At 31.4% G+C, this 12,461-nt stretch carries 11 protein-coding genes and 1 riboswitch; of the genes, 2 read left to right on the forward strand and 9 right to left on the reverse strand.

Translation table 11 applies throughout. From position 1 onward, the window contains the following. Positions 1–5: 5 nt before the first annotated feature. The 3 genes from ACK2WO_RS00810 to ACK2WO_RS00820 all read right to left on the reverse strand — a co-directional run bounded on the left by ACK2WO_RS00810 (position 6) and on the right by ACK2WO_RS00820 (position 2,931). Positions 6–785 (reverse strand): ABC transporter permease, encoded by a 780-nt coding sequence (locus ACK2WO_RS00810; RefSeq protein WP_414698114.1) that lies wholly within the window; start codon positions 783–785, stop codon positions 6–8. Between the two features lie 95 nt (positions 786–880). Then, positions 881–1,846: an aliphatic sulfonate ABC transporter substrate-binding protein gene (locus ACK2WO_RS00815; protein WP_178411445.1), complete on the reverse strand. Its 966-nt coding sequence runs from the start codon at positions 1,844–1,846 to the stop codon at positions 881–883. Positions 1,847–1,899: 53 nt separating this feature from the next. Beyond that, the gene (locus tag ACK2WO_RS00820) at positions 1,900–2,931 is read right to left on the reverse strand and encodes a radical SAM protein (RefSeq protein WP_414698115.1); all 1,032 of its coding nucleotides are present in this window, start codon (positions 2,929–2,931) and stop codon (positions 1,900–1,902) included. A 388-nt stretch (positions 2,932–3,319) separates the two neighbouring features. Here ACK2WO_RS00820 and trhA point away from each other — a divergent pair, with 388 nt between their 5' ends. Together trhA and ACK2WO_RS00830 are read left to right on the forward strand one after the other, a co-directional pair. Continuing rightward, complete coding sequence (trhA, locus tag ACK2WO_RS00825) at positions 3,320–3,970, forward strand: PAQR family membrane homeostasis protein TrhA (protein ID WP_178411922.1); 651 nt, start codon at positions 3,320–3,322, stop codon at positions 3,968–3,970. Between the two features lie 92 nt (positions 3,971–4,062). Continuing rightward, positions 4,063–4,530: a DUF1097 family protein gene (locus tag ACK2WO_RS00830; RefSeq protein ID WP_178411923.1), complete on the forward strand. Its 468-nt coding sequence runs from the start codon at positions 4,063–4,065 to the stop codon at positions 4,528–4,530. A 219-nt stretch (positions 4,531–4,749) separates the two neighbouring features. Here the strand turns inward: ACK2WO_RS00830 and ACK2WO_RS00835 are convergent, their stop codons facing one another. The 6 genes from ACK2WO_RS00835 to ACK2WO_RS00860 form a co-directional block, all read right to left on the reverse strand. Beyond that, the gene (locus ACK2WO_RS00835; protein WP_414698116.1) at positions 4,750–6,144 is read right to left on the reverse strand and encodes an alanine/glycine:cation symporter family protein; all 1,395 of its coding nucleotides are present in this window, start codon (positions 6,142–6,144) and stop codon (positions 4,750–4,752) included. 109 nt (positions 6,145–6,253) lie between these two features. Beyond that, a riboswitch (glycine riboswitch) is annotated at positions 6,254–6,348 on the reverse strand. Between the two features lie 284 nt (positions 6,349–6,632). After that, positions 6,633–9,524, reverse strand: coding sequence for a heavy metal translocating P-type ATPase (locus ACK2WO_RS00840; protein ID WP_414698117.1), 2,892 nt, complete (start codon positions 9,522–9,524; stop codon positions 6,633–6,635). Positions 9,525–9,612: 88 nt separating this feature from the next. Beyond that, positions 9,613–9,984, reverse strand: a complete 372-nt coding sequence (locus tag ACK2WO_RS00845) for a metalloregulator ArsR/SmtB family transcription factor (RefSeq protein ID WP_178411926.1) — start codon at positions 9,982–9,984, stop codon at positions 9,613–9,615. 218 nt (positions 9,985–10,202) lie between these two features. Next, complete coding sequence (locus tag ACK2WO_RS00850; RefSeq protein WP_414698118.1) at positions 10,203–10,943, reverse strand: amino acid ABC transporter ATP-binding protein; 741 nt, start codon at positions 10,941–10,943, stop codon at positions 10,203–10,205. A 15-nt stretch (positions 10,944–10,958) separates the two neighbouring features. Further along, positions 10,959–11,624, reverse strand: coding sequence for an amino acid ABC transporter permease (locus ACK2WO_RS00855; protein ID WP_414698119.1), 666 nt, complete (start codon positions 11,622–11,624; stop codon positions 10,959–10,961). A gap of 14 nt (positions 11,625–11,638) precedes the next feature. After that, positions 11,639–12,445: a transporter substrate-binding domain-containing protein gene (locus tag ACK2WO_RS00860; RefSeq protein WP_414698120.1), complete on the reverse strand. Its 807-nt coding sequence runs from the start codon at positions 12,443–12,445 to the stop codon at positions 11,639–11,641. Between the last annotated feature and the right edge of the window lie 16 nt (positions 12,446–12,461).

The raw sequence follows: 12,461 nt of genomic DNA on the forward strand, positions 1-12,461 counted from the left end.
AAGTTTTAATTATCGTATGGTCTAATTAATTTAAATATAGAAACTAAAAGTAAATCACAAATTCTACCAAGTATAGCAATTGCAATCATACATACTATAATCATATCTACATTTCCCAGCATCCTCGAATCCATCATAACAGCCCCAAGTCCTTCATTAACACCTGTAAGCTCTCCTAAAACTAAATACGCCCAACAAACTCCCATAGAAAGTCTAAGTCCAGAAAAAATCCCTGGAAGTGATGAAGGTAAAATTATGCTCCACAATAACTCTCTCGAATTTGCACCCAATACTCTTCCTGCATTTATAACCATCGGATCCACATCTAAAACCGCTCTCAATGTATTAACATAAACTGGGAAAAATGCTGCCAATGAAATTAAGAATATAGTAGTCTTATTTCCTACACCAAACCAAACCATAGCAATTGGAAACCATCCTACACCAGGAATCATTCTTATAATATGGATAAATGGATCAAATAATCTCTTAACCATTAAAAAATGCCCTGATAAAATTCCAAAAATCACACCTAAAACTGAGGCAATTCCAAATCCCCATACAACTCTGTAAAGACTAGCAATTGCATTTTCAAAGAACTTGCCTGAATATGCAGTTAGTTCCCGATTGCCAGTTACAAAGTCAACAAAACAATCCCAAACTCTACTAAGAGAAGGAAGTAAATATTCAGGAGTGTTCAATATCTTTGGAAGCACAATCCAAGAAATAATAAACAACCCCGGCACTATGAAATTAACAAAATCTATCTTTTTTTCTTTAGTCATTAAAATTTACTCCCTTCACTTAAATAAAATCCTTTTTAATATTTCCAAATTTAACTGTCTTTTTTAATATTTTCTAGCTTTATCTATATTTTTTACTATCTTTTCATCTTAGTATTTTCTAAGAAACTTAAATCAAACATAGCATCTATGTCTGGAACTTTTTCTATCATACCAAGTTCTTTCATTCTTTCAGCTAATTTTTTAACCTGTTCAACTGTTTCTGGAGTTATATCCCAAGAAAGCTCTATATTTTCAGTAGATTTTTCAAGGTATTTCTTTTCTGTACCAAATTCAGCTGCTTTATTTATCCATTCTTCTTTGCTTGCCATAAGGTGTTTACTAGCTTTAACGTGTTTATCAACTAATTCCTGTATCTTTTCTGGATTTTCCTTTATTTCGTCCTCAGTTGTTATCATAGCTGCATTTATATATCCTATACTATCATCATAATATGGGTATTCTAATATTTTTCCGTATCCTTCTTCAACAGCTATTGATGGATATGGCTCACCACTACAGAACGCATCTATTGAACCAGATGCAAGAGCCTGTCCCATATCAAAGAAGTCTATCTTTTTAAGAGTAACATCTTTATCTGGATCTAACCCAGCTCTATTTAACACTTCTAATAATAGTATATGGTGCATTGTACCTGGTACATAAGCTATAGTTTTTCCTTTTAAATCTTTTGTTGTGTTTATACCGCTATCTTTTCCTACAACTAATGCTGAGCATTTTTCAGTCATACTTGCTACTACTTTTATTGGTTCTCCTTTAGATGCTGCCATTATTGCAGTTACCCAAGTAGTTCCTGTAAAGTCTAGGTCTCCAGAAAGAAGTGCTGTTTTCATATCTCCTGGATTTGTAAATGGTTTAACTTCTAGATTTTCACTTTCATCAGAAAAATCTTCATAGAAGAAAGGCTGTATTGTCTGAGCAGTCTTCCAAGTTCCAACTGTCATGTTCTTAGCATCCGACGACTCAGTTTTTTTGCCACATCCTACCATACTTCCCGCTAATATCGTCGCAGAAAGTATCACGCTTAATAATTTTTTGTTCATATTTTCCTCCTAAAATATATATTTTTTTATTTATTACCAATTTTATTAATTGATTATTTTACTTTTACATCAAATCCATTTTTTAAAAGAGTCTCTTTTGATTTTTCTATATCCTGCCCATTCCAAGCATCCAAATACATAGTATTATCTCTAGGAATTGCTCCAATGTCGACAACTAAAGAATTTGCTCCACATCTAAGAGATTTTTCTGTAAGAGGGTGTATAATCATATCCTCTATCTTATCCTTTGAAAAAATTCTAAAAATAGCTGTAATCTGAGCTATTCTATTCTTGTCAATTTCTCCAAGTTTATATTTAGGCGTACCCTCAACTGCAACTCTCGGCATAATTCCTGATACCTTTGTTCCTATACCCAAAATTTCTTCCATTCTATCAGCAATTTCTTCATTTGTATGTTCTGGACCAATAGGCTCTAAATACTGAGATAAAATCATTCCTGAAGATATTACATTTTTCATAGCCTTTTCTCTTTCAGCCACATCAAAGTTAGTATCATCGCCTTCTCTAAATCTCATAGCTTCATACACCATTTCAAATCCAGCATCCTTTAGTTTTTCTGCTTCAATTGTAGCATCTGTTCCTGTATTTGCAGTTAATATAAAATCCTTATCTTTTCCATACCTATTATTTAAAATCTTTCCATATTTAACAAGTTTTTCTATATCAAAAAATTCAGTAGTTCTTAAAACTAACCAATCTATTCCCTGTTTTACAAATTTATCAGCAAGACTTAAAATCTGTTCTTCGCTTAGCTCATAAGATTTTTTATTATTATTCCATTTATCTCCTAATGAACAAAACTTACAATTCATCTTACAACTTGAATAATCTATTCCTATAGCAGCCCAAACCTTTCCTCTATTTCCTGTTACTTCTCTACAAACCTCATCTGCCCTATTTAAAATATCTTCAACTATTGGAGATTCCCGAGGTATGCTCAATAAATTTATTACATCATTTTTATCTATATCAAGTTTATTTTTTATCTTTTCTAAAGACTTTTCTATTTCTGTATTTAAATTAAATTCTTTACTTAAAATAATATTTTCATTCAAAACTTTCACCTACCACTTCCAAATTTATATCTCTTAACTTATTTTCATATTATCATCTAAATGATAATAATTTCCATACTTATATAATTTTACTATACTTTTTAAATTTATATTCAAATTTTCTATGATATTATTTATTATAACTATTATAAATTTTACTTATGAACATTTATTCTTTAAATATGAGTATTATTCCAAAATATAACTAAAGTTGTTTTTAGAATAATTAAATGTAAATTTAAAGCATTAAGTATATAATATGTAGTATAATAATATCTATACGTTTGATTATTTTGGGATAATATCATTAAAATATATTTAAAGATATTAACAAATGTAAGTAATATATTTTTAAATTAACGGACTAAATTTAACCGTTTGAAAAGGAGGAATTGTTTTGAGTTTCAATTATGTAAGAGAACCTGGCAATGGATTTACTCATTTATTTGGTGCTATTTTATCTTTTGTTGGACTTTTAGCACTAGTTATTAAAACTTCTATAGTAATGCCTACTCCATTAGCTATAACTTCTGTGATAATTTTTGGAATAAGTATGATTCTTTTATATACAGCTTCTACTGTATATCATTTGGTTATTTCTTCAGATAAAGTTATCGCTTGGCTGAGAAAAATAGATCACTCTATGATATTTGTGTTGATAGCTGGTTCATATGCACCATTTTGTATGATTTCACTAAATGGCAAAGGCGGATATGCTTTATTTGCAATAGTCAGCATTGCAGCTATTGCGGGTGTCTGCTTTAAACTAATTTGGTTTAATTGTCCTCGTTGGATTTCTACAATAATATATATCGCAATGGGTTGGGTTTCTGTAGCCCTTATAGTTCCACTTTATCATGCACTTTCACTTAGTGGACTTATGCTTCTTGTTGTAGGAGGATTATTCTACACAATAGGCGCTGTAATATATGCTACTAAACCAAAATTTTTAGAGTTTAAACATTTCGGTTTCCACGAAATTTTCCATATATTTATAATCCTTGGAAGTCTATGCCACTTCTTCTGTGTATTCTTCTATGTTTTATAAATTATTGTATTGATATTTTACTCTATACATTGATATAATTAGTTGATATGTCTATATAGATATATCAACTATTTTTTTATAAGGAGAAATATATGTCAAAAAAATTATCTAATAATACTCTATCAGCTTTTGCAACAGCTCTTCTTTGTACAGTTTGGATGGTTATTGCAAATGCGACAGGTCTTTTAGGTTGGGCTGGTTTTGCAGGATGTACAGCTTATTTTGCTGGACCTAAAAAAGGTGTGTCTGCTCTTCCACTTACTTTTGCTTGTGTTGGAAGTGGTGTGGCTTATGCATTAATATCAGTTCATTTAGGAAATCAGATAGACTTTGCCCAGATAGGCCTTGTATTTACATTTGTAACTACATTCCTTATGTGTGCAGGTGGAAAAATAGGTATAATCTCATTCGTTCCAGGGGCGTTCATGGGTTCATTCTCTACATTTGCTGCTGGTGGGGACTTTATGATAATACCTTCTATTGCAGCAGGTATAATATTAGGACTTTGCTGTGATACATTAGGCAAAAAATTATGTGCTATGTTTGGCTCAGAGGAATAAATACTTTAAAAAACAAAAAGAGATGTAACAGTTTTCTATTACATCTCTTTTTCATTGTTTTGTCTTTTGAATCTTAAATCTTAACTTTATATTTAATATTGATTTCGCACCACCAAAATCAATACTATAAACTCACTTAATATCTCCCGATTTTACTATTATTTAAATCAATTAATCTTATACTTATAATTTTATACTTTTAATATGAAATTTTATAGTTTATTTTTGATCCTTATCTGAATCTCCATTTACATATTTCTTGTATATCCCCATTACTACTCCACTAAGTGCAAATAGTGCTATAGCATTTGGTATAACCATTAAACCATTGAAACAGTCAGCTAACTGCCAAACTAATTCAACTTTTAATGTAGATCCAACTATTATAAATAGTATAACTATTAGTGAATATATTTTTACTGCCTTCTGTCCGAATAAATATTTTACGTTTATCCGTCCAAAGAAATGCCATCCAAGTATAGTAGAGAATGCGAAGAATAATAAGCATATTGCTATAAATAAATCTCCTCCACTACCAAAAGTATTTACGAAAGCTGTCTGAGTAAGTGCTATACCTTCTTTTCCTGAATCTAAAACACCACTAGTTAATATAGAGAATGCTGTTAAGTTTAATATTATGAAAGTATCTATAAATACACTGACCATAGCTGTTAATCCCTGTTCATGAGGGTTTTTAGCTGCTGCTCTTGCGTGTGCATGAGGTGTAGAACCCATACCAGCTTCATTAGAGAATAATCCTCTTGCTACACCGTAACGTATAGCTTCTTTTATAGATATACCAACTGCACCACCAAGTACTGCTTTTGGATTAAATGCTCCAACTATTATCATTTTAAAAGCTTCAGGAACTTCTGATATATTCATTCCTATTAAAGCTAAACTTCCTATTATATATACGAATGCCATTATAGGTACTATTTTTTCAACAACTGATGCCAATCTCTGTGTTCCACCTATAAACACAAATCCCGCTACTACAGCTATTAATAAACCAACTGTTATTGGAGGTATGTTTATATTTCTACTTGCAAAAACTTCTGAGAATGCTGCACCAATTGAGTTTGACTGAACCATATTACCCATAAATCCAAGTGCAAATATTATTAATACTGAGAATGTCGCTGCTAAGACTTTACCAAATTTCCCTTTAAATGCAGCTCTGATGTAGTATACAGGTCCTCCTGTTACCTCGCCATCTACAACTGTTTTATATTTCTGAGCAAGAGTTGCTTCTGAATAAATTGTAGCCATTCCAAAGAATGCACTAAGCCACATCCAGAATATAGCCCCTGGTCCACCAGAAAGAAGTGCTGTAGCTGCACCAGTTAAGTTGCCTGTACCAACCTGAGCTGCTATAGCTGTTGCTAATGACTGGAAAGGTGTCATTTCACCGTGTTCTTTCTTTTCACCATTTAACTTTAGGTTTCCGAACACTAATCTGAAGCCCTCTCCAAATTTTCTAACCTGTATAAATTTTAATTTGAATGTGTAGTATATTCCAACTCCACATAAGATGAATAGTAGTAAGAAATTCCATAAAAATCCATTTACGGCTACTACTATGTCTAATAGATTGTCTAAAAATAATTCCATGCGTTTACTCTCCTTTTCTTTTATTTTTGGAAATAAAAATAGAGCTGATATATCAGCTCCAAAAAATAAGAGTAGAACATTTGCAAACAGACTTTTAAAATTTAATCTGCCTTACTGCTCTGTCCTTTTGCCTGAGAGATTTGCAAACCAAGTTTGCGTACACCTTCGGCGCCCCTTTTTTGGAGACTCTCCAGAGTTCCTAATAGATTTTATTAATATTTATAAATACAACTTATCCATCTGCTTTTTATAATATCATCTATTTTATTCAATTACAATATATTTTTTAAATTAATTATAATTTTCAAAAAACACACATATTTTATTTTTATTTTTATAAAATATGTGTGTTTTATTGTTAATTTATTTATTTTTAGATGTATACAATTATTTTTTTTACAGTACTAAAAAATAATTGTATCTATATAAAGAGTTTCTATTTTTCTATACTTTTGTTTATTAAGCTACTAAATTATATTAGCTTAAAACTATTCTTTAAGTGTTCTCATTGCATTTAATACTGCTATAAGAGCAACTCCTACATCTGCAAATATTGCTTCCCACATATTTGCAACTCCACCAGTACTCATAAGCATTACTATTACTTTTACACCCATTGCAAATACTATATTCTGCCAAACAATTTTATTTGTTTTTTCAGATATTCTCTTAGCTATAGGTAGTTTTGATAATTCATCTGTCATAAATACTATATCACTTGCTTCTATAGCAGCATCAGATCCAACACCACCCATTGCTATACCTACATCTGCTCTAGCTAAAACTGGGGCATCATTTATACCATCACCTATGAATATTGTATTTCCTGTACTATTTTCATTTGCGATTTCTTCAAGTATTTCAACCTTCTGATTAGGTAGAAGTCCTGAATAATGTTTGTTTACTCCAACTTCTTTAGCTATTTTAGCTGCAGCAGCTTCATTATCACCAGTTAGCATAACTACATTTGTTATTCCAACTTTTCTCATTTCTTCTATTGCTCTTTTACTATCTTCTTTAACTTCATCAGATATTACTATACATCCTGCAAATTTTCCATCTACTGCAACATATACAGTTGTTCCGCTTTCTTCTATTTTTTTGTATTCTATATTTTCACTATCTAAAAGTTTAGAGCTTCCTGCAAGTATTGTTTTACCATTGTATAAAACTTTTATACCATGTGCTGCTATTTCTTCGTACTTGTCTATTTCACTTAATTTTACTTCTTCTTCAAATTTTTCATTATAGCTTTCCATTATAGATTTTGCTATTGGATGATTTGAGTTTGCTTCTGCAATAGCTGCATATTTTAATAACTCATCTTCTGACATTCCAACAGGATTTATTTCTGTAACCTTGAATACACCTTTAGTTATAGTACCTGTCTTATCAAGAACTACTGTGTTTGCTTTTCTTAAAGTTTCTAAATAGTTACTTCCTTTTATAAGTATACCGTTTTTAGATGCAGATCCTATTCCACCAAAGAAACTTAGAGGTATTGATAATACTAATGCACAAGGACATGAAACTACTAGGAATATTAATCCTCTGTATAACCAATCTCTAAATACAGCACCTTCAATAACTAGTGGTGGTATAAATGCTACAGCTAATGCCAATCCAACAACTATTGGAGTGTAATATCTACAGAATTTTGATATAAAGTTTTCTGTCTGAGATTTTCTACTTCCTGCATTTTCAACCATATCAAGTATTTTAGCAACTGTAGATTCTCCGTATTCTTTAGTTACTCTTACATAAATTAATGCGTTTGTATTTATTGTTCCTGATACAACTTCTTCTCCTGGTTTTACACTTCTAAGTACAGATTCACCAGTTATTGCAGAAGTATCAAGCATTGCTTCACCTTCTGTTACAATTCCATCTAGAGGTACTTTTTCTCCAGGTTTAACTACTATTACATCGCCTACTTCAACTTCTTCAGGGTCTACCTGTATCATTTTTCCACCCTGAACTAAGTTTGCAAATTCTGCTTTTATTTCCATAAGTGCAGATATTGATTTTCTAGACTGTCCAACTGCTTTCTGCTGTAAATATTCACCTATTTTGTAGAATAACATAACTCCAACTGCTTCTGAATATTCACCGATTGCAACTGCACCGATTGTAGCTATAGACATTAGGAAGTTTTCATCTAATACCTGTCCTCTAAATAAATTCTTTATTGCTTTTAAAAGTACATCTCCACCTATTAAAATATATGCTGCTAAAAATACAACCACACCAAATGTACCTGTATTACCAACTGCCATTTCATATATTCCAAATGCGTATACGATTACTCCAATTATTATTTTTATTAGGTCTTTGTTTATTTCTTTCTTTTCTTTTCTTTTTTCCACCTTTTTAGGCTTACTTTCTTCATGCTCGTGGTCGTGATGATGGTCTCCACATCCGCATTCTTCTCCGTGTTCGTGGTCGTGATGATGACCTCCACATCCGCATTCTTCTCCGTGCTCGTGGTCGTGATGATGACCTCCACATCCGCATTCTTCTCCATGGTCATGATCGTGGTGATGATGGTCACCACATCCACATTCTTCTCCATGCTCGTGGTGATGATGGTCTCCGCAGCCGCATTCTTCTCCATGCTCGTGATCGTGATGATGGTCTCCGCAGCCACACTCTTCTCCGTGCTCGTGGTCATGATGATGGCCTCCACAGCCACAATCTTCCCCATGGTCGTGATGATGTTCTTTTGAATTATTTTTTCTATTTGCGTATAATACGTTTAAATCTTTACTTCCTTTTATTGTTCCAGATTCTATGATATTTCCTTTATTATCAAATTCTAAAGCTCCTACAACTTTATTCTTTAATAAACTTACTGTTAAGCCACTTTCTGTTTCGTGGATTATTTTAGCTATTTCAGACATATGCTGTTTTGTAATATCTCCAGCTTTAGCAAATACAGATAATTTTTTAGCTACAAAGTTCATATTGCTATTTTCTACATAGCTTAATTTTGCAACTTTATCATTTATCTTTTCTGCACAGTGTGCACAGTTTAAATTATTTAATAGAAAATCAACTCTTATAACTTTATTTTTATCTATTTCTTCTTTTTTAGCTGACTTGATTATATTTCCCTTATTATCAAAACTTACTTCTCCAAGCACTTTATTCTTTAATAGACTTACAGTTAAGCCACTTTCTGTATCATGAATTATTTTTGCTATTTTAGACACATTATCTTCTGTTATATTTTCATTTTCCATGAACACAGATAATTTTTTAGCTACAAAATTCATATTGCTGCTTTCTACATAATCTAATTTTGAGACTTTGTCATTTATTTTTTCCGCACAGTGTGCACAATTCAAACCTTCTAATAGAAAATCTACTCTAGTACTCAATTTAATTCACTTCCTTTTTTAAAATTCGCTTATTTTTATCCACATTAATAACTATTTGTTGATATATTATATCTATTATTTCTAGCATTTATCTTCTATAAGTTTCGTTTACATGTTCCAATCCGCATTTTAATATTTCACTTATATGCTCATCGTCTAGTGAATAGAACACTGTTTTTCCTTCTTTTCTAAATTTTACTAGTCTAGCATTTTTTAATACTCTTAACTGATGAGATATAGCTGACTGAGTCATTCCAAGAAGTTCTGCTATATCGCATACACACATTTCATTAGAGAATAGTGCAAATATTATCTTCACCCTGGTTGTATCTCCAAATACTCTGAATAAATCTGATAAGTCCGCTAGTACTTCATCATTTGGCATTTCTTTTTTGGTTTTATCTACTATTTCTTCATGCACCTTTTTTTCTGTACAACAATCTATTTCTTTGTTTTTCATAGGTATTTCTCCTTTCTTAACGTTTTAATATATGAATAACTGTTCATATATTCATTATAATCTGCTTACTATTTTTTTGCAATACTTTTTATAAAAATATATGAACAATTATTCATATTTTTTTAGAATCAGTCATTTCATTGATATACATTCATTTTATTTAATTTAGAGCAATAAAAAAGGACCAGTAGTTTTATACTGATCCTCTGATTACAATTTTAATTATCTATAAATTGTTTAAAGTAGCTTCTTGTTCTCTCATTTTTAGAATTATATAATAACTCATTTGGAGAACCTTCCTCTACAACTCTACCTTTTTCCATGAATATAATTTTATCTGCTATTTCAAGTGCAAATCTCATCTCATGAGTTACAATAAGCATTGTACATTCATGTTCATTTGATAATTCTCTTATTAACTCTAGCACTTCATTTACAAGTTCTGGGTCAAGAGAAGATGTAGGTTCATCAAACAATATTATCTCTGGATGAACAGCTAGAGCTCTTGCTATACCTATTCTCTGCTGCTGTCCACCAGATAATCTCGATGGATAATAATCTCTTTTATCCGCTAATCCTACTTTTTTTAGAAGCGCCATAGCCTCTTCTTCAGCTACTTTTTTATCTTTTTTCTGAACTAAAGTCATCGGCATCATAATATTTTCCAAAACAGTCTTATTTTTGAATAAAGAATAGTTCTGAAATACCATTGCCGTTTTCTTTCTAAGCTCTATACAATCCTTTGGAGACAAGTTCTTAGAATCTACAGAAAAGCCATCTATTTCTATAGTTCCTTCAGTTGGAGCTTCAAGTAAATTTATACATCTCAAAAGAGTAGATTTACCCGTTCCAGAAGGTCCTATTATAGCAGCAACTTCACCTTTTTTAAGTTCTAAATCTATACCATCTAGGACTGTTAAATCTCCAAATTGTTTCTTTATATTTTTAAGTTTTAACATAATACTCTCCTAATGTTATAAGAATTTACATACTCTTTTTTCTAGTCTATTCTGAACTAAATCTATTGCTAAGATAAGTATCCAATAAACTATACCTGCTGCAATATATGCTTCCATGTAGTTAAATCCTCTAGCTGCAAGTATTTTAGATTCAGAAAGAATCTCAACAACACCTATTGTAAATGCAATTGCGGTATTTTTTACAGCCCCTACAAATGTATTTCCAAGCGATGGAAGTATACTAACAAATGCCTGAGGAATTACAACCTGTGTCATAACCTGGAATTTATTTAAACCTATTGAAAGAGCAGCCTCTCTCTGTCCTTTATCTACAGCTAAAAGTCCACCTCTTAATATCTCAACTATAAATGCTGAAGAATTTAGTGCAACAGAAATTACAAAAGAAACCTCAGCTGATAAATTTACAAGTGATGGTATTAACTGTGGTAAACCATAGTAAAAAATAAATAGCTGTGTAATATATGGTGTAGATCTAAAGAAAGATATAAATAAAGTCGCAAACCCTTTAAATATACTCACCTTAGAATTTCTCATTATAAGCAGAACTATTGCAAGTGCCATAGATGCTACAAATGAAATAACACCAAGATATAAGGTAAATGGTATCTTTGCAATTAGTGCTGGAAAGCACGAAAAGAAAAATTCAAAATCAAATCTCATCTATACATCACCTATTAATTTTTAGAAGTTACATCTATTTTATAATGCTGTTCTGATAATTTTTTCATTGTTCCATCTTCTAACATAGATTTTATTGCATCATTTACATCTTTAACTAATTCTGGATCTGCATCTTTAGAGAATGGATAAGCATTTTCTTCTAATACTATTGGATCCCCAGCTATTTTTACTTTGTAAGGTTTTTTAGACATAGCTTCTTTGAAAGCAGCTTCTGTTATAGGGCAAGCATCATATCTTCCCTGTTCTAAAGCTTCATACATACTTCCTGAATCTGAAGGTATTATTATTATTTTTTTATCTTCTGGTAATGATTCATTGTATTTTTCTAATGTTGGGTAGAATGAATGCACAGGTGGAACATTAGCTTTTTTCCCCTGTAAGTCATCTAAATTTTTGTAATCAAAATCATCTCTTACCGCAAAGAATATTTTATTATATCCATACACTTCTGAGAAGTCATAAGTTTCTTTACGTTCATCAGTTATAGATATCTGGAATGCTATTGTATCTGCTTTTCCAGAGTCAACTGCACCAAATAATGCATCCTGGCTATCTCCTTCTATCCATTCTATTTTACGTCCACATCTTTTTCCTATCTCTTCAAATACATCATGCTCGAATCCAGCTAAGTTTCCTTCATCATCTTTGTAACTGCATGGAGGGAATACTGGTGCTGTAGCAACTTTTATCGGTGCTTTTTCATCTCCTCCACTAGCTTCTTTGTTTCCACATCCTACTAATGATCCCATTACAACGGCACCAACTAGTATGCAAGATAATAGTTTTTTCCCAAATTTCATAATACTGTTCTCCTTT

Source organism: Peptacetobacter sp. AB845, assembly GCF_047528295.1.
In the GTDB taxonomy this organism is placed as follows: Bacteria; Bacillota; Clostridia; order Peptostreptococcales; family Peptostreptococcaceae; genus Peptacetobacter.